This is a genomic window from Aeromonas sp. QDB23, assembly GCF_027707745.1.
In the GTDB taxonomy this organism is placed as follows: Bacteria; Pseudomonadota; Gammaproteobacteria; order Enterobacterales; family Aeromonadaceae; genus Aeromonas; species Aeromonas allosaccharophila.
Window position 1 is genome coordinate 1 of the sequence record NZ_JAPCJA010000001.1, and the last position, 19,233, is coordinate 19,233.

12 protein-coding genes are annotated in these 19,233 nt (G+C 61.6%); 9 read left to right on the forward strand and 3 right to left on the reverse strand.

The features are described 5' to 3' along the window. Nucleotides 1-109: 109 nt before the first annotated feature. The 4 genes from PG888_RS00005 to recD all read left to right on the forward strand — a co-directional run bounded on the left by PG888_RS00005 (nucleotide 110) and on the right by recD (nucleotide 9,785). Complete coding sequence (locus PG888_RS00005; protein ID WP_270692583.1) at nucleotides 110-502, forward strand: DoxX family protein; 393 nt, start codon at nucleotides 110-112, stop codon at nucleotides 500-502. Nucleotides 503-763: 261 nt separating this feature from the next. Further along, nucleotides 764-4,117 (forward strand): exodeoxyribonuclease V subunit gamma, encoded by a 3,354-nt coding sequence (gene recC / locus PG888_RS00010; protein ID WP_270692582.1) that lies wholly within the window; start codon nucleotides 764-766, stop codon nucleotides 4,115-4,117. Then, nucleotides 4,117-7,725 (forward strand): exodeoxyribonuclease V subunit beta, encoded by a 3,609-nt coding sequence (gene recB / locus PG888_RS00015; protein WP_270692581.1) that lies wholly within the window; start codon nucleotides 4,117-4,119, stop codon nucleotides 7,723-7,725. The genes recC and recB overlap by 1 nt, the downstream gene beginning before the upstream one ends. Next, complete coding sequence (gene recD / locus PG888_RS00020) at nucleotides 7,722-9,785, forward strand: exodeoxyribonuclease V subunit alpha (RefSeq protein WP_270692580.1); 2,064 nt, start codon at nucleotides 7,722-7,724, stop codon at nucleotides 9,783-9,785. Before recB ends, recD begins: the two co-directional genes overlap by 4 nt. Before the next feature lie 115 nt (nucleotides 9,786-9,900). Here recD and PG888_RS00025 read toward each other — a convergent pair whose 3' ends face one another. Then, entirely contained in the window at nucleotides 9,901-10,299 is a 399-nt protein-coding gene (locus PG888_RS00025; RefSeq protein ID WP_270692578.1) for a VOC family protein, read from the reverse strand. 57 nt (nucleotides 10,300-10,356) lie between these two features. Here PG888_RS00025 and PG888_RS00030 point away from each other — a divergent pair, with 57 nt between their 5' ends. After that, nucleotides 10,357-11,235: an AraC family transcriptional regulator gene (locus PG888_RS00030; protein ID WP_270692575.1), complete on the forward strand. Its 879-nt coding sequence runs from the start codon at nucleotides 10,357-10,359 to the stop codon at nucleotides 11,233-11,235. Between the two features lie 586 nt (nucleotides 11,236-11,821). Next, on the forward strand, nucleotides 11,822-12,820 hold the full coding sequence (locus PG888_RS00035) for a sensor domain-containing diguanylate cyclase (RefSeq protein ID WP_139709518.1): 999 nt from the start codon (nucleotides 11,822-11,824) through the stop codon (nucleotides 12,818-12,820). 108 nt (nucleotides 12,821-12,928) lie between these two features. Here the strand turns inward: PG888_RS00035 and PG888_RS00040 are convergent, their stop codons facing one another. Beyond that, entirely contained in the window at nucleotides 12,929-13,555 is a 627-nt protein-coding gene (locus PG888_RS00040) for a porin family protein (protein ID WP_042061648.1), read from the reverse strand. A gap of 944 nt (nucleotides 13,556-14,499) precedes the next feature. On the opposite strand from PG888_RS00040, the gene dcuC reads away from it, so the two are divergent. Then, nucleotides 14,500-15,870, forward strand: coding sequence for a C4-dicarboxylate transporter DcuC (gene dcuC / locus PG888_RS00045; protein WP_042061647.1), 1,371 nt, complete (start codon nucleotides 14,500-14,502; stop codon nucleotides 15,868-15,870). A gap of 500 nt (nucleotides 15,871-16,370) precedes the next feature. Then, nucleotides 16,371-17,135: a helix-turn-helix domain-containing protein gene (locus PG888_RS00050; protein ID WP_005336490.1), complete on the forward strand. Its 765-nt coding sequence runs from the start codon at nucleotides 16,371-16,373 to the stop codon at nucleotides 17,133-17,135. 40 nt (nucleotides 17,136-17,175) lie between these two features. Here the strand turns inward: PG888_RS00050 and PG888_RS00055 are convergent, their stop codons facing one another. Beyond that, nucleotides 17,176-17,988 (reverse strand): UTRA domain-containing protein, encoded by an 813-nt coding sequence (locus PG888_RS00055; RefSeq protein WP_270692573.1) that lies wholly within the window; start codon nucleotides 17,986-17,988, stop codon nucleotides 17,176-17,178. Nucleotides 17,989-18,185: 197 nt separating this feature from the next. On the opposite strand from PG888_RS00055, the gene PG888_RS00060 reads away from it, so the two are divergent. Further along, nucleotides 18,186-19,232 carry an ABC transporter substrate-binding protein gene (locus PG888_RS00060; protein ID WP_029302561.1) on the forward strand — a complete coding sequence of 349 codons (1,047 nt, stop codon included), beginning with the start codon at nucleotides 18,186-18,188 and terminating at the stop codon, nucleotides 19,230-19,232. The last annotated feature ends 1 nt before the right edge of the window (nucleotide 19,233 follow it).

Consider the following 19,233-nt stretch of genomic DNA (forward strand, 5'->3'; position numbering starts at 1 on the left):
TAGGCAGAGAAAATCCAAGCAAAACAACACGTTAGACGGTATTATTAATTCGCTTGCCGCTTAAGGTTCTGTACATGAGTGGCGATACGAGATAAATGAGGATAGTGAAATGGACAAGATGAAAGATGTTGCGCTGCTGGCGAGTCGTGTACTGCTGGCGCTGATGTTCGTGATGGCGGGCTGGAGCAAGATCGGCGGTTACGCCGGTACTCAGGGTTATATGGAAGCGATGGGCGTGCCGGGCTTTATGTTGCCGCTGGTGATCCTGCTTGAGCTGGGCGGTGGCCTTGCCATCGTGCTCGGTCTCTTTACCCGCAGCCTCTCCGTGCTGATGGCCGGTTTCACCCTGATGGCCGCCTTTATTTTCCACTATCAGCCTGCGGAACAGATGCAGATGCTGATGTTTATGAAGAACGTCTCAGTGGCCGGTGGTTTCCTGGCGCTGGCGGCGGCTGGTGCGGGTGCCTTCAGTGTGGATGCCCGTCTCGGCAAAAACTGGTAATGCCCTGAAGATTCAAGTTTTCCAATGCCTTTTGGCCGGTGCAACTGCACCGGCTTTTTTCTGTCTGCGTTTTCCGGGTCGGTGAGGCGGTGAGCCAAATCTGCGGCACCCTTCATGATTCCGCCTCTTTCCTGTCGCTGGCCATAAGCGCCTTTTGCATCTTCCCCCCCGATCCCTGACAATTCCCACTCCGGTGAAGTGACGGAAATGGCTCGTTTTTTCCGGCGCTCATCCCCTCTTGTGAATTGGCGGGAGTCGTCCATGTTTACCCTCTACCACTCCAATCAGCTGGATCTGCTCAAAGAGCTGCTGGTCAACCATATCCGGCAGGCCCCTCTCTCTCACCCCTTCGATCGGGAGCAGATCCTGGTGCAGAGCCCGGGCATGGCCCAGTGGCTCAAGCTGGAGCTGGCCAAAGCGTTCGGCATCGCCGCCAATATCGACTTTCCGCTGCCCGCCAGCTTTATCTGGGAGATGTTCACCCGGGTGCTGGCGGATGTGCCGCGTCAGAGCCCCTACAACAAGGGCTCCATGAGCTGGCAGCTGATGACCATTCTGCCCGCCTTGCTGGATCGTCCCGCCTTTGCCCCGCTCGCCGCCTATTTAGGCGGGGGAGATGAGGAGGATCCTGCCAAGGATCCCGAGCAAGTCAGGCTGTGGCAGCTCTGCCAGAAGGTAGCGGATCTGTTTGACCAGTATCTGGTCTACCGGCCGGACTGGATCGCCCGCTGGGAAGAGGGCGAAGGATTGGGGTTGGAACTGGCCGGGGTGAGCGGTCAGGATTGGCAGCCCGAGCTGTGGCGCGAGCTGGTGGCCCGCACCCTGGCGCTCTCTCCGAGCGGCTACCATCGCGCCAACCTCTACGAGGAGTTTATCCACGAGCTGCAACGCACCGCCGATCTGCCGGGCAAGCTGCCGCAGCGGGTGTTCGTGTTCGGCATCTCGGCGCTGCCGCCGCGCTATGTGGAGGCGCTGCTGGCCCTCGGCAGCCGGCCGGAGGTGGAGGTGCACCTGTTCGTCACCAACCCCTGCCGCTACTACTGGGGGGATCTGCTCGATCGCAAGACCCTGGCGCGGCTGGAGAACAAGCTCAAACCCGGCACCGATATCGAGACCCTGCAGGGCCCCGCCAACCCGCTGCTCGCCTCCATGGGCAAGCTGGGGCGCGATTACCTGCATCAGCTGATGGAGCTGGAGGTGCCGCAAATCGAGGCTTTCGTTGATATCGACGAGGTGGACGCTAGGGGCAATGTCAGCCTGCTGCGCGCCATCCAGAAGGATGTGCTGGAGCTGGCCGAACGGGGCGCCGGTCAGTTCGATCTCGACAGCAGCCACCACAAGAGCCCGATCGATCCGGCGGATGGATCCTTGCAGATCCACGCCTGCCACGGCCCGATGCGGGAACTTGAAGTGCTGCACGACCGGCTGCTGGCGCTGTTCGAGCAGGATCCGACCCTCACCCCGAAAGATGTGGTGGTGATGATGCCGGACGTGAACAGCTACGGCCCCTACATTCAGGCGGTGTTTGGCGCGCGCGGTCAAATCCCGTTTGCGGTCTCGGATCGGGCGGCGAGTCAGGAGAGCCCGCTGCTGCAAAGCTTCCTCGCCCTGCTCAGGCTGCCCAACGCCCGCTTCGGGGCAGGGGAGCTGCTCGCCATTCTCGAGGTGCCCGCCGTGCTGCGCCGCTTCGAGCTGGATGACGACGAGTTCAACCAGCTGCGGGTCTGGGTGCAGGAGACCGGCATCCGCTGGGGGCTGGACGACGGCTACCCCGTCCGCTTCGATCTGCCGCCCATGTCCGGCAACAGCTGGCTGTTCGGCCTGCGCCGCATGCTGCTCGGCTTTGCCATGGGGGATGGCGAGCCGGTGGCGGGCATCCTGCCCTACGCCGATATCGAGGGTCAGCAAGGGCTGGCGCTCGGCAAGCTCGCCTGGTTCGTCGATTCGCTGGCCGAGTTTTTGCCCCGCCTGCAACAGGCGCAGCCGCTGGCCGAGTGGAACGCCTGCCTGCTGGCGCTGCTGGAGCGTTTCTATCTGGCCGACGAGGATGAAGAGCGCCAGCTCCAGCTTATTCGCAGCCAGCTGGTCGAGTGGCAGACCCGGCTCGGCGAGGCTCGCTTCGAGCAGCCCATCAGTGCCGACCTGTTGCAGGATTACCTCGGCAGCGTGCTGGGGGAGTCCCGCTCCAGCCAGCGCTTCCTCGCCGGTCAGGTCAACTTCTGCACCCTGATGCCGATGCGCTCCATCCCATTCAAGCAGGTTTGTCTGCTCGGCATGAACGATGGCGTCTACCCGCGTACCCTGGCCCCCATGGGGTTCGACCTGATGGCGGTAGCGTCGCGGCGTGGGGATCGCTCCCGTCGTGATGATGACCGCTACCTCTTCCTCGAGGCGCTGCTCAGCGCCCAGCAGGGGCTCTATATCAGCTATCAGGGCTTCAGCGCCCAGGACAACAGCGACAAGGTGCCCTCTGTGCTGCTGGCGGAGCTGATCGACTATGTGCGGCAGGGTTTCGTGCTGGCGGGGGATGAGAGCCTCGATGACGAAACCTCCGGCAAGCGGCTGCTCAACCACCTGATGGTGGCGCACCCGCTCACCCCCTACAGCCGCAACTACTTCTATCCGGAGGCGGGTTCACGCCTCTTTACCTATGCCGCCGACTGGCTGCCCGCCCTCAATCCGGTGCGCGGCGCGGCCAACTTCCAGAGCGGCGAGCTGCCTTTACCCCCCGAATGGGGCAAGGAGCAGGGGCTGGAGCTGGCGGAGCTGCTGCGCTTCTATCGCCAGCCCACCAAATATTTCCTCAACCGTCGCCTCAAGGTGTGGTTTGAGCTGAACGAGGCCAACATCGAGGACAGCGAGCCGTTCGAGCTGGATGGCCTGCAACATTATCAGCTGAAAGATCTGCTGCTCGATGCCCATCTGGCGGAAGGTGAAAGTACCGAGCGTCGCGAGCGGTTGCAGCTCACCGGCCTGTTGCCGCAAGGGTGGTTCGGCAGCCTGCTGCTGGACGATCTGGATGCCGAGATGGGCAAGCTGGCTGATCGGCTGCGGCCATGGGTTGCTGCCAATGAGTCAGAAAAGCAGGCGGTGGAGATCGATATCTCCCTCACTCAGGGCCAGCTGCAAGGGTGGATCGACACCCAGAAGGGGCGCTTGCTGGTGGTCAAGCCCGGCAGCTTCAACGGCAAGGATCTGCTGCTGGGCTGGATCCAGCACCTCTGCCTCTCATTGAGCGGTGCCCCCGGCGACACCCTGCTGTTCGATGCCAAACAGAGCCTGCGACTGCCTGCGCTCGCTGCCGACGAGGCGCGCCCCAAGCTGGCGGCGCTGGTGGCGTGCTGGGCGCAGGGGATGAAGCGGCCGCTACCCTTCTTCCCCAACACCGCTTGGGATTGGCTCAAGGCGATCGAGAAGGATCCCGACAAGCCGGAGGCAGCTGACAAGGCGGCCCTCACCCGTTTCAACGGCGGCTGGATGATCAATGGGGAGGGGCAAGACCCTTATGTCGCCCGCTGCTTCCCCGAACTCGATGACGAGGTGCTGGGGCAGTTGCAGGTGCTGGCCCGCGAACACCTGACCCCGCTGCTCAAGACCCTGGAGGAGCTGAAATAATGGCTAACCCGCTCAATACATTGCGTTTTCCCCTCCATGGTGAACGACTGATCGAAGCCTCCGCCGGTACCGGCAAGACCTACACCATCGCCGGTCTCTACCTGCGCCTGCTGCTGGGCCACGGCCCGCTCATCAAAGAGGGGGCCGATGCCGGTCAGCCGAGCGCCCATGAACGGCCGCTCTCGGTGACCGAAATTCTGGTGGTGACCTTTACCGAAGCCGCCACCGCCGAGCTGCGCGGGCGGATCCGCGGCCGCATCCACGAGGCGCGGCTCGCCTTTATGCGCGGCCATAGCAGTGACACCCTGCTGACCCAACTGCTGGAAGAGGTGGAAGATCACGAGCTGGCGGCCCGTCGCCTGCTGGCCGCCGAGCGGCAGATGGACGAGGCGGCGGTCTTTACCATCCACGGTTTCTGCCAGCGGATGCTCAAGCAGAACGCCTTCGAGTCGGGCGCCCTCTTTGAAACCGAATTTCTCACCGACGACAGCCAGCTCAGGCTGCAAGCGGTGAGCGACTACTGGCGCGCCGAGTTCTATCCGGTGGATAAAGCCCTCGCCAGCGCCGTGCGCGCACTCTGGCCGAGCCCCGCCGCCCTGCTGCGAGAGATGGGCAGCTGGCTCGACAACAGCGAGCTGGAGATCCACCCCGCGCTGGGGGATGAGACCCTTGCCGCCCGCCATCAGGCGGCCATGAGTCGCATCGCGGCGGTGAAGAGCGAATGGCTGGCGCAGACGGACGAGATCCGCCGCCAGACTGACGGCCAGATCAGCCGCTACACCGGCAAGAACTACGAAGGGTGGCTTGCCAAGATAGCCGACTGGGCACAGGACGAGAGCAGTGGCTATGCCATCCCCAAGGAGCTGGAGCGCTTCGGCCAGACGGTGCTGGAGGAGAACCTCAAGAAGGGGGGCGCCGTGCCGACCCTGCCGCTGTTCAGCCAAATCGATGAATTGCTGGCGAGCCGCCCCGGCATTCGGGATCTCATCCTGCAACGGGCGGCCAAAGTAGTGCGCAGCCGGATGCAGGCCAGCAAGCGCCAAGCCCATCAGCTCTCGTTCGATGACCTGCTCAAAGACCTCGACGGGGCGCTTGGCTCCAGCCTTGGCGAGCGGCTCTGCGAGCGCATTCGCGCCACCTACCGGGTGGCGATGATCGACGAATTTCAGGATACCGATCCCCAGCAGTACCGCATCTTCCATCGGCTTTACGGCGGCCACACAGACACGGCGCTATTGATGATCGGTGACCCCAAGCAGGCCATCTACGGCTTTCGCGGCGCCGACATCTTTACCTACATTCAGGCGCGGCGAAATGTGAGCGCCCACTACACCCTCGGGCGCAACTGGCGCTCCAGCAGTGCGCTGGTGGGGGCGGTCAACGGCCTGTTCGAGCGGGCGAGAGATCCCTTTATCTACGAGGCGGATATCCCCTTCCTGCCGGTGGAGGCGCAGGGCAAGAGCAAGGCGCTGCTGCTCGATGGCACCACCGCGCCCGTGCTCCACTGCTGGCAGCTGACCGGCCAGCCCACCTTCAACCGGGGGGATTACCAGAGCAAGATGGCCCGCGCCACCGCCGCCGAGATCCACCGCTTGCTGACTTTGGCCCGCGAGGGCAAGGCGCTGATCGGTGACAAGGCGGTGAAGGCCGGGGATATCGCCGTGCTGGTGCGCACTGGCGCCGAGGGCAAGCTGGTGCAGCAGGAGCTGGCGCGCCTCGCCATCGCCTCCGTCTATCTGTCGAACCGCGAGAGCGTGCTGGAGCAGGTGGAGGCGCGGGAGATCCTGCTGATTTTGCACGCCTGCCAGAACCCGAGCGAGGAGCGCAGCCTGCGGGCTGCGCTCGCCACCGGGCTGTTTGATCTGGATGCCAAGGCACTCGATGGGCTGGCCAGCGACGAGCGGGCGTGGGAGAGCGCGGTGCAGGAGTTTATGGAGTACCGCAAGATCTGGCACCGCCGCGGCGTGCTGGCGATGCTGCGGGCCCTGCTGCACCGGCGCAATCTCGCCTCTTCGCTTTTGGCGAGCCCCTATGGCGAGCGGCGGCTGACCAACTTCCTCCATCTTGGCGAGCTGCTGCAACAGGTGAGCAGCGAGCTGGACGGGGAGTACGCCCTGCTGCGCTGGCTGGGGGAGGCGGTGAGCCGCCCGAGCGGCCAGGATGCGGAGCAGGTACTGCGCCTCGAATCCGAGCGGAAATTGGTGCAGATCGTCACCATCCACAAATCCAAGGGGCTGGAGTACCCGCTGGTGTTCCTGCCCTTTATCTGTAGCCACAGAACCGCCGAGACCCCGCTCTATCACGAGGCGGATGAGGCGGGCAATCGCACCATTCTCGATCTGACCGGCGCCGACTCGTCGCTCGCCGAAGCGGACAGGGAGCGCCTTGCCGAAGATCTGCGGCTGCTCTATGTGGCGCTGACCCGGGGCGTCTATGCCACCTGGCTGGGGCTGGCGCCGGTGCGGGCGGGGGCGGGCAAGTCGGAGAAGACCGACCTGCACCACACCGCCATCGGCTACCTGCTGCAAAAGGGCGAAGAGGGGGATGCCGCCACCTTGGCGACCGCCCTGACCGAACTGTCGCAGGCGCTGCCCGGGGTGGCCGTCGGTGAGCCCTCGCTCACCCGTCCGGCCCCGCTGCCGCCAGAGGAGGAGCAGCTGGGCGAGCCGCAGGTGCGCCACTTTAGCGGCTCCCTTGAGCGGGACTGGTGGATCAGCTCCTACTCCGGGCTGGCGGCGCAGGGCCACGGCCACAGCAAGGGCGTACTAGCCAATCCCGGCTTCGATGACGAGGTGGTGACCGAGGCGGCCGCGCTGGTTTCCGAGCAACCGGAGGAGGCTCCCCAGCCCTCCATCTTCACCTTCCCGAAAGGGGCGCGCCCCGGCACCTTGCTGCACAGCCTGTTCGAGACCATCGACTTTCAGAGCGCCGCGGGCGAGCCGCTGGCAGAGCATATCGCCAGTCTGTTGCTGCAAGACGGCTTCGACGAGAGCTGGGCCCAAGTGCTGCAACAGCAGGTGGAGGCGGTACTGGATACCCCGCTGGAAACAGGCTTTGGCGAGCCGGTGCGGCTGCGGGATCTGGCGCCCGAGCGCAAGCAGGTGGAGCTGGAGTTCTTCCTTCCCATGGGGCGGGTGACGGCACCGGCGCTGACGGCGCTCTGCCAGCAGCACGACCCGCTGTCGCGGGGCAACAAGCCGCTGAGCTTTGCCACCGTGCAGGGGATGCTCAAGGGCTTTATCGATCTGGTGTTCGAGTGGCAGGGGCGCTGGTATCTGCTCGACTACAAATCGAACCACCTCGGCATGAGCCCCGCCGATTACAGCCGTCCGGCGCTGGAGCGGGCGATGGCGGAGCACCGCTACGACCTGCAATACCAGCTCTACTCGCTGGCGCTGCACCGGCTGCTCACCCTGCGCCTGCCGGGCTACGACTTCGAGCAGCACTTTGGCGGTGTTTTCTATCTGTTCCTGCGCGGCATGCCGCAGGGGGGCATATTCCATACCCGCCCCAGCCGTGAACTGGTGCTGGGGCTGGATAAGTTGTTTAGCGAAGGTTGTGAGACACCCACAGCAGGATCTCATCCATTGAACGAGGTAGAGGCATGAGCGGCACCATGATCAGCACCGCAACCAGCGCAATGATGGTTGAACGGTTGAAAACACTGGCGCTGGCTGGCCGTATCCGCCAGCTGGATCTGCAATTTGCCAAGCTGGTGGCCGATCTGGGCGGCAGCCCCGAGCTGGTGCTGGGGGCGGCGCTCGCCTGCTTCGAGCTGGGGCGCGGCCATGTCTGTCTGCCCCTTGAAATGATCATCGCCGGATCACTGCGGCCGTTCGGGCTGGATCCCCAGCAGAGCCGGGATCTGCTGCTGGATCTGGCGGATCCGGCCCGCTGGCCCGCCCTGTTTGCGGCCAGCCCCTTGGTTGGTACGGAACAGCATGACGGGCTCGCCCCGCGCTGGCCGCTGCGGCTGTGGCACGGGCGGCTCTACCTTACCCGCTACCACGATTTTGAACTGGGGGTGGCCCGCCATCTGCGCGCTTTGAGTGAACGCGCCGAATGGCCGGAGATTGCCCCGGCCCTGTCGCGGCTGTTTGCCCGCGACTACGGGCTGGTGTTCGCGGCGCTGCTCAACGCTCGCCTCGCCCCCGACTTCTCGGCCCGCCACTTTATCGAGAAGTACCTCGATTTGGTGTTCCCGAGCGAGGTGGATTGGCCCGCCATTGAGGGGCTGCTGGCCAGCGCGCAGGCGGCGAGCGACCTTGGCAAGCTGGATACGCTGGTGCCCGAGGCGCTCTGCTGCAACGGCCAGAAGCTGGCGGCGGCTACCGCGGCGGCGCGCCCCTTTGCGGTGATCTCCGGCGGCCCCGGCACCGGCAAGACCACCACGGTCGCCAAACTGCTCGCCATTCTGGTGGAGACCGGCCTGCAAGCGGGCAAGGCCCCGGCGATCCGGCTGGTGGCTCCCACCGGCAAGGCGGCGGCGCGCCTCACCGAGAGTATCGGCTCTGCCCTGCAGGCCCTCGACTTGCCTCCCGAGTGGGTGGAAGCGATCCCCACCGAAGCGGGCACCCTGCACCGGCTGCTCGGGGTCATTCCGGGGCGCAGCCAGTTCCGCCACCACGCGGGCAACCCGCTGCACCTCGACTTGCTGGTGGTGGATGAGGCCTCCATGGTCGATTTGCCGATGATGGCGCGCCTGCTCGATGCGCTGCCAAGCCACGCCCGCCTGATCCTGCTCGGCGACAAGGATCAGCTCGCCTCGGTGGAGGCGGGGGCCGTGCTCGGCGATATCTGCAGTTTTATCGAACAGGGCATCAGCCCGGCGCAGGCGGAGTGGCTCTCCCGCCAGACCGGCTACCGCTTGCAGGGCTCGCCCGCGGGGGCACCGGTGCGCGACAGCCTCTGTTTGCTGGCCAAGAGCTGGCGCTTTGATCAGCACTCGGGCATCGGCCAGCTGGCGCGCGCCTGCAACAGCGGCGATGCCACGGCGGTGGAATCAGTCTGGGGCGCAGGATTCGCCGATATCAGCCTGCACCCCTGGGCGGGGGAGGCCTACGACGCCCTGATTGCCCAAGGGGTCGCCGGTTACGGCAGCTATCTGAAGGCGGCCCGCGCGGGGGAAGCGCCCGCCGCCGTATTCAAGGCATTCAACAGCTTCCAGATCCTCTGCGCCCTGCGCGACGGCCCGTTCGGGGTGCAGGGGTTAAACGAGCGGCTTGAACTGGCCTTGTCTCGGGCCGGGCTGATTGCCCGCGATGGCGACTGGTATGCCGGTCGCCCGGTGATGGTGGTGCGCAACGACCATGGGGTCGGCCTCTATAACGGCGATATGGGGCTCTGCCTGCCCGATGAAAGTGGGCGGCTCAAGCTATGGTTTGAGCAGCCGGATGGCACCCTGCGTGCCCTGTTGCCGAGCCGCCTGCCACCCCATGAGACGGTCTACGCCATGACCATCCACAAATCCCAGGGGTCGGAATTTGCCCATACCGTGCTGGTGCTGCCCGACAGCTCCAGCCCCTTGCTGACCCGCGAGCTGGTCTATACCGGCATCACCCGCGCCAAGGCCCGGCTCGATCTCTACGGCGATCGCGCCCTGCTGGCACAAGCGGTACGGAAAAAGACCGAGCGTTATTCCGGATTGGCGGAGAGGTTGGGGGAGTGATTGATTGAGGGGCGGTAAAGAGGGATTGTTGTTATCTAATTATTTTTCTACATCCGATACTGCATTATCCCCTCTCCCTTTGGGAGAGGGCAGGGTGAGGGGGAGCATTCAGGCATTAGATGGTCAGCTCCAGCCGGTTGCCTTCTGGGTCGAGAAAAGTGCTCTCGTAATAACCGTCGCCAGTCCAGCGTGGGCCATCTAAATGGCGTACGTCGATCCCTTTTAATAGCTTGAGGCGGGCGGTCATCTTATTTACCGCATCCACGCTGCCGAGGGAAAAGGCGAGATGGGCCAGCCCCTGCAGTGGGTGCGGCAGACTGGGATCTGCCGGAAACAGTATGGGGGTGTGCATCAGCTCCAGGCTTGCACCGCTTTCAAAACGGATAAAGGTGGAAGAGAATTGCTTGGCCGGATTGTAATAATGTTCATTTGCCTCACCGCCAAACAGCTTGCAGTAGAATATCTTGAGTGCTTCCAGATCCTGTGCCCAGATAGCGACGTGGTGGATGTACATGGCTTGTTTCCTTTGAGTTGATAGCCTCCATGTTATGCTGGGGTTTGAATGTACGACATGGCTGAGCCCGTCCTGATGATGTCTGAAACTGCCAAAGCTGAAATTATCGAACTCTCCCCTGATTGCCACGAGCAGATCTGCTGTGACAGCCTGCTGCCGGCCCTAGCGCAGGAGCAAGTGTGGCTGGCGGGTTACTCCTGTCTGCGCAGTCATTACCGGATCGAGCGCCGTTTGGCTGATGTGCATTGTTTTCTGCTCACGTTGGCGGGTGAGGGGGAGGTGCTGATCGGCGATTGCCGAGAACGGCTTTCAGCCGGGGAGTGGGCACTGATCCCGGCCGGAGAGCCTCTCTGTTATCAGTTACGCGAGGCGGGCGAATGGGAGCTGGTGTGGCTGCTGCTGCACAGGGACTCCCCATGGGATGCTTTTGCCAGCAGATCTCACCTTGGTTGCACTTCTCAGCAAGCGACTCTGCTGCGCACTATCGAGAACCTCTATGCGGAGCAGGAGCGCCATCAGGACCCGCAGCTCAGCGTTCTGCTGGTGGAGCAGCTGGGCTTCTATCTGCGCCGACTGTTGCAAAAGGGAGAGGGGAAGAGTCGCGGAGAGCGGCTGGCCCTGAATCTCGAATTGATGCTGAAAGAGGCGCTGACCGAATGCTGGGATATCGAGCGGATGGCCGGGGTATTGCACCTTTCCGAACGTCAGCTTTACCGGCTCTGTCAGCAGCACTTTGCCCTGGCACCTATGGCGCTATTGCAGCGGTTGCGACTGCAGCGGGCTGCCCTACTGCTGGCTAGCCGTACCGATCCAGTGAAGCAGTTGGCTCTGCTGTGTGGTTTCAAGAACGAATACCACTTTTCCACCGCTTTCAAACGCCTGCATGGGGTGGCGCCTACCCATTACCGAAATCTGCATCATCCCGGTTTTAAATAAGGCTCTGTCCCAATTACGTGTTGAAAGGCTAATCTTGAATCTCGTATGTTGGGCTTCGCAGGCTCAGCACCAACCTACCGATTGCGTAGGTTGTGGCTGAGCGTAGCGAAGCCCAACGTTTACCGCGTGCTCTCTTTTTTCCTGCCCCTCATCCCCGACCCTTCTCCCGCAAGGGGAGAAGGGAGCAATGCTGCTACCGCTGTCCGATTACGCTTCGCTAATCGAACCTACGTGGCTGGCGATCATATTTCCGGTGCCGCTTTATCCCCTCTCCCTTTGGGAGAGGGCTAGGGTGAGGGGAGCGGGTTGGCACAATATGCTGCACTTGGTCACTCCTCTTACACCACCCGATAATCCCATCCCCCAAATGACTGAATCGTGAGTTAAATCCGGTAAATGGGGCGCACTTGAACCACACTTATGGCTCCCCTGATTCGGCCTGTGTCGTGAGTGGCCGATAACCGGGGAAACGGTGGTGCGGTGGGGTTCTGGCTGACAGATTTTTTGAAATATGCCAAGGTAGCGCTTCACGACAATATGGCGATTCCCCGCAGTGGCGTGGGGCAGAAGAATAAGGATGGCCACTATGCTGCAGGACAGTGACACGATCAGGATCTCGGATGTCAGCGAAGCCGTGGTGCATGGCATTCTGGAGGTGATCAGCGATGGCATCTGGGATTGGCATGCCAATACCGGTTTCGTCTATCGCAACCCCGGCTGGTACCGGATGCTGGGCTACGAGCCGCATACCCTCGGTAATACCGTCTTCACCTGGGAGGGGGTGATCCACCCCGACGATCTGGCCGGGGTGATGGCCAAATTCGATGCCTGTCTGAGCGGCCAGGCTTCCGAATATTGTGCCGAGTATCGTTGTCGCTGTCGGGATGGCAGTTACCTCTGGATTGAGGATTGTGGCCGCATCATAGAGCGCAATCCCGATGGCTCTGTGGCACGGATGATCGGTGCCCACCGCGATATCCACGCCAGCAAGCTGTTGCTGGAGCAGCTGGAGCGGCGCAACCACTCGCTGGAGCAGCAGGTGGCGGATCGCACTGCCGAGCTGGTGCGGCTCAACGAGGAGCTGAAACTGCGGGTGGAGGAGAATCGTCAGTTGGCGGAGACCGATGCCCTGACCGGTGCCGCCAGTCGTTACCGGCTGGAGCGGGCATTGCAGTTGGAGTGCGAGCGCGCCCGCCGCTTCCACCTGCCTTTTACGGTGATCGCCATGGATGTGGACAACTTCAAGCAGATCAACGACCGCTACGGCCACAACGCCGGGGATCAGACCCTGATCAACATAGTGGCGCTGGTGCGCAGCCATATCCGCGAGATCGATCTGCTGGCTCGCTGGGGTGGCGACGAGTTTATGGTGCTGTTGCCCAATACGAACCGCGAGGATGCCATGGTAGTGGCGACCAAGCTGCAGGCATTGATGGCGAGCGAGTCCATCTGCCCCCATGCCCCTGCGACCATGAGCTTCGGGCTGGCGGAGTACCAGCAGGATGAGCAGAAGGAGAGCCTGATGGTGCGTGCCGATCGGGCGCTCTATCAGGCCAAGCAACTGGGCAAAGACCAGATCTGCTAACGGCGCAGCGTGTGGCAAAAAGGGCAGCAAAAAGGGCCGCAGGATTGCAACCTGCGGCCCTTTTGTATCTGCGCTTTGCGCATCAGCACACGAGCGGGGCGGCGTGACTTAGAAGTGGTAGCGCAGACCCAGCTTGAAGGTATCCAGAGAGTAGTGCTCGTCACCCAGACTCAGGGCGTTGAACTGGCGCTCGTAACCGATCCCTGCGGAGAAGTGGTCGTTGAAGGCGTAGTCCAGACCCACTTCCAGATTGGGGTGCAGGGTGCCTTTGGTCTCGTTGAGGTTGCCCTGAACGCGGTAGCCCAGCATGGCGCCGCTGCCGATGAGTTCCACTTCGGTGCTGGTGTAGGCAATGCCCGGCTTGGCGTAGGCGCTGAAGCCCCAGGCCAGTGGCTGGCTCAGCTTGGCGGCCAGGCTGATGCTGCGGGTGTCGATGGTGGTGTCGGTGAAGCCGGTCAGGCCCGGGGCGTTGACCCACATCAGCTGGCTCATCTGCTGGGCGTGCAGGCCCCCTTCGATGGCCAGCCAGTGGTTGAGGTCGTAGCCGACGATCAGGCTGCCGCCATCGAGCTGGTCATCGATGATCTTGGCGTCATAGGCCTGTTGGGCTGCGCCATCGAGATCCATGTTGGAGGTGGCGAGGTCCAGACCGACATACCAGCCCTGGGCGCAAGCGGCGCCGCTGAAGGTCAGGCCGAGCAGAGAGAGCATTGCAACTTTATTGAACTTGTTCATGGATGGATTTGCCCTGTTAATGCGAACTGCGTGTGATTGAATGGCCTCATCCATGAAGCTTATTTATATTCCATCGGGTCTCTATATCAGAGGGCGCGCAGTATAGAGAGGCCGTTTGATAATAACAACCCATCGCTGACCAGTTAATGACTGGATATAAATGGCGGGCTGTTTATGGCTGTTCAAATAATAGTTTGTTTAGAGTTATCACTTTATTTATAAGTGACCAAAATAAGGCGAAATATTCTCTGGCGGTTATTTGGTGCGATATTGGCGGGACGCACTTGATCTGGCTGGCTATTTTTCTGTCCCGGCCATGCCCCGGCCGATCACCAGCTGCTCGTTAATTAATCGCTTGTCAATCGTGCCGATTGTCAACGGTTTGCCGGTTTTTTGTGCGTGGCCTCGCGAGGAGGGACACGCTACTTTTTTGCCGGTTATTGCATTTTTGCTCTGAAAGCTGATTCAGCAATCACGGTTTATTGCTGTATTTTTGTTCATACGTAGTCTCTTTTGCTGTCAGTTGCGCATCTTGCCCGCTGGCCGGAACGGCTCGTCATGGTGCTGTCGGCCGAGAGGTGATGCTGTTGTCTGCCAACCCTGATGGCTGGTTGGAGAGGGGCGGCATGGCGCGGCGGGAGCAGGAGAGAGGAGCTGTGTTTTCCGGCTGAAAATAGCGATGATGAGCACATTCTCTATTTTATGAAGCGCCGCACAGTCGCGAATAAATAAGTGCGACCATCCCCGCATCATGCATGCCGTGATTGTGTTAGCGATATATTTTTGTCGCAGCAGATAGTTGCCGAAATATTGTTTATTGCGGTGGTGATCACACCAGCCAATTCTATTTTCAGATTGTCACTGATACCCTCCCGAATCCCAATCGTCAGAAGTCATCCTTCGCTGTGATTGGGCCGCAATCGTGCAGTAACAGGGGTATGTTTATGTCAACAATCTTGATTCTGGTGGTGGTGGGGCTGGTTGCCTACGCCATGCTCAAGCGGTTCAATCCGCAGGCGACCTTGCTGACCGCGGGTCTGGTGCTGCTGGCGTATGCCCAGTGGGCGGGGATCTCGTCGATCCTGCCAGCCGAAAACAGTCAGGGCTTCTGGTTCTTCGACCTGTGGGAGAAGTTCGCCATGGTGACCAACTCCCGCCTCGCCTCCACCGGTCTGACGCTGGTGGCGATCGCCGGGGTGGCGACCTACCTCAACCAGATTGGCGCCTCGGCGGCGCTGGTGAAGGCCACATCGCGCCCCATCATGGCGCTGAAGAACCCCTATCTGCTGCTGGCGATCATCCTGCTGCTGGTCTCCATTCTCTATGTCTTTATCACCGGGGCGACCTCGCTCTCCCTGCTGTTGATGGGCACCCTCTATCCGCTGCTGCGCAACGCCGGGATCAGCGCCAAGACGGCGGTGGCGACCATCGTTATCCCCACCGCGTGGGAGTTTGGCCCCGGCCAGATCAATGCGGTGATCGGTGCCAAGGCGATCAATATCGAGGTGATGCCGTTCGTGGTGAACCATCAGCTGCTGTTCCAGATCGCGCTGCTGGTGACCATTCCGTTCGTCAACATCATGTGGCAGCGCCACTGTGACCGCAAAGATGGCCACGATGCAGCCGCCGAACGGGGCAAGTATCTGCACGAGCTGGAGGCGAAACACGAGAACACGCCGGGTTATTACGCTCTACTGCCGGTGATCCCCTTCGTCTTTCTGTTCGGTTTCTCCGAGCTGTTTGTCAGCGCCATCAAGATGACCATTCCGGTGGCCATGATGTCCACCATGACGCTCTGCATCATTATCGAGGCGCTGCGTTACCGCTCTCTCAACAAGGCGTTCGCCAACTTCGAGGCGTGGCTGACCGGCACCGGGATGATCTTTGGCAGCGTGCTGACCCTGATGCTGGCGGCCGAGTTTTTCTCCGCCGGTCTCACCAATATCGGCGCCATCACCCAGCTGATCGAGCTGGCCAAGTCGTTCGATCTCAATCCGCTCGGGCTGTCGCTGGTCTTCTCGCTCTTTATCCTGCTGACCGCATTTATCACTGGCTCGGGCAACGCCCCGGTGATGGCCTTTATTCCCATCGTGCCGCTGGTCTCCGGCCAGTTCGACATCAACCCGCTGCTGCTGCTGGTGCCGATCCTGTTTGCCGCCGGGATTGGCCGCACCATCTCGCCGGTGGCCGGGGTGATCATCACGGTCGCCGGTATCGCCAATCTGAGCCCGGTGGATGTGGTGAAACGCACCTTCGTGCCCATGATGGCGAGCATGGCGGTGGTGATGGTGCTGACCGCGATCCGCTATATCTGATTGCTGAAACCAGGATGCAAGCGTCTGCCATCGGCAGGCGCTTTTTTGTGCCCGATATCGGGTGGCAGTGGCGATTTGAGCGATGGGAGAGGGGGCGGGTGTTGCTTTTATCGCCGGATGCGGGCAAAAGAAAAGAGCGGTGCTTTTGCAAGCCCGCTCAATGCCAGGAAAGAGAAAAAACCTTGTGGTTTAAAAGATAAAAATTTGGAAGCAAACAATCGATTTCTCAACCAGGAAGGGTCTTGAATTCGATACGTTTCGATTATGCGCGATGTTCTATGCAGCACTAGCAAAATGTTTGCGGGTTGAAAGATATGCACTGTCTGGTGTCACATTCTGCGACCTCATCGTTCAACTGGTCTGTCCTCACGGGAATATGCGGCGATTTTTTCTCTAGGCTGTTTTTTCGGTGTCAATATCTGAGCCTTGAAGGTAAAAACAGGTCAGAAGCTGACTCGGCATAACCATGCAGTGAAAGTGCGATAACAAGGAAGAGTGGCATGACCTACAGCCAGACCCTGGCCAACAATATTCTCGACACCCTGAAGAAGACCCTGACCGACAAGGGGATCCGCTATCAGACGCTGGCGGAGGCGATGGGCGTCTCCATTGCGACCGTGAAGCGGATGATGAACAAGCCCTCGCTGCCGTTCGATACCCTGCTGGAGATCTGCCATCTGGTGGGGCTCTCGTTCGAGGAGCTGCTGGATCGCACTCAGGACGCCCAGAGCCGCCGCGCCGTCTTTACCCAGGAGCAGGACGAGGCGTTTCACAACGAGCCGGGGCTTTACGCCTTTCTCGCCAATATCTTCTGGCGCGACAAAACGCTGATCGATCTCAAGCGGGAGTACGGCCTGACCGATGCTTCCTGTTACCTCTATCTGCGCAAGCTGGAGAAGCTCGGCATTTTGCAGCTTGGTATCGACAACAGTTACCACTTCCTCATCAGCGAGCGGATCAGCTTCGAGCAGCACAGCCGTTTCGCCCGCCAGCAGGCGCGGCAGGCGATGTCGGTGCTGGGGGAGTATCTGGTGGAGAATATGCACAAGTCGAACAACTACATGGCGCTCTGCCAGCTGCACCTCAACGAGGGGGAGGCGATGGCGTTGATCGACCGGATGAAGGAGTACTGGCATCAGGAGATCAAGCTCAACCGCCCCGCCATCGGTCAGCAGGAGCACGCCAAGACCTACACCATGTCGCTGCAACTGGCCGACTGCGGCTACCAGAGCTTCGACGACATGATCCCCAATATCGACAACTGATCCCGGCGGATCCTGCGGGATCCGCTGCGCTGATTGGGGCCTACTCGGTGAGTTGAGTTTGCTGCAATCTGCCTGCGACCGGTTGCAACGCCCGCGTATCGAGACAGATGCGGATCGCATCCGGTCGCCAGTGCTCGATATCGCAATCCACCAGACCGCCCCGCTCGTCGTAGTTGACCCGCACCAGCCGCAGCACGGCGCTCCCCTCCGCCAGATTGAGGGCGCGGGCGATGGCGCCCCGTGCCGCCGAGGGGGTGATCTCGAGGCTGGCCCCACCCTGGCCTATGCCATAGCGCTGCTGATAGAGCTCGGTGAGGGAGCTGGCCAGCGGCGCGCTGGCGATATCGGGAAAGCGGCTGGCCAGCAGGTGGTGGCTGACATGAAGCACCGGGCGGCCGTCGATCAGCCGCTGGCGGCGGATTTCATAGAGCGGGGTAAAAGGATCCAGCCCCATCCAGCGGCACAGTTCGCTGCTGGCCAGCGCACTGCCGTGGGCCAGTACCCGGGTTTCGGCGGTGCGTTGCTGCTCGCCGATCCACTGGTGAAAGTGGGTGTGGATGGCGGGATCGTAGGTGAGACGGGGCGGTGCAACGAACCAGCCGCGCCGCTCGGCCCGGTAGATAAGGCCATCCGCTTCGAGGCTGGAGAGCGCCTCCTTGATGGTGATGCGGGTGGTGGCGAATCGCTCGCTCAGCGCCCGTTCTGCGGGTAGCTGTTGCCCGGCCCCCAATTGGCCGCTGCCGATATAGCGGCGCAGGGTCTGGCAAATCTGTTCACACTTGGAGGCGCGGCCATCTGCCGCTACCCGTTCGCTCAATCTCGGTTCAATCACGCTCGTATCCCTGTCGCTCATTCTGGCTGTGCTGGCTGGACAAACCATCATTGGAGTAGTCCAGCCTCACTCGGGTTCAGAGTTGTAACCGCGCTGGATGACAGCGGCGTGACAGGGTGATTGTCATCAAACTGCCATCAAAGCGCCCCGCCACCGTCATATTTCCCCTCTAGCATCCCTCTCGAACCTTAACTGACCTAGTCCAGAGGGATGGGATGATGAAAAGCGTGATCGCAAGTGCACTGGCCCTGGTGGCCATCAGTCAGCCACTGTTTGCCGCCGACAATATCGCGGATCTTGAGAAGGCCGCCCGTGGCGAAGGGCAACTCAGCAGTATCGGCATGCCCGATAGCTGGGCCAACTGGAAGGATACCTGGCAGCAGCTCGGCAGCATCTACGGCATCAAGCATCAGGATACCGACATGAGCTCGGCGCAGGAGATCGCCAAGTTCGCCGCCGAGAAGGCCAATGCCACCGCCGACATCGGCGACGTGGGCGGCGCCTTCGGTCCGGTGGCGGTCAAGCAGGGGGTCACCCAACCCTACAAACCCTCCACCTGGGCCGATATTCCGAACTGGGCCAAAGATGCGGACGGTCACTGGATGCTGGCCTATACCGGCACCATCGCCTTCCTGATCAACAAGGATCTGGTCAAGGCGGCCCCCACCAGCTGGCAGTCCCTGCTGGGTGGCGACTACAAGGTGACTCTGGGTGATGTGGGCGTGGCCTCCCAGGCCAACAACGGCGTGCTGGCGGCGGCCTATGCCACCGGCGGCAGTGAGAAAAATCTGAAACCCGCGCTGGAGCTGTTCGGCCAGCTGGCCAAGCAGGGTCGCCTGTCGCTGAATGACCCGACCATCGCCAACATCGAGAAGGGCGAGGTGGAAGTGGGTGTGCTGTGGGACTTCAACGCCCTCAACTACCGCGACCAGATCGACCCCAAAAAGTTTGAAGTCGTGATCCCGAGCGACGGCTCCGTCATTGCCGGTTACACCACCATCATCAACAAGTGGGCCAAGAACCCCAACGCCGCCAAGCTGGCGCGGGAATACATCCTCTCCGATGCCGGTCAGATCAACCTGGCCCGCGGCTATGCCCGCCCGATCCGCAGCAACGTGACCCTGCCGGATGACGTGAAGGCCAAGCTGCTGCCGGCCGAGCAGTATGCCAATGCCAAGCCGGTGCAGGATCATGCCGCCTGGGAGCAGAGCTCCAAGGCCCTGCCGCGCCAGTGGCAAGAAACCGTCATGATCAACATGCAGTAAG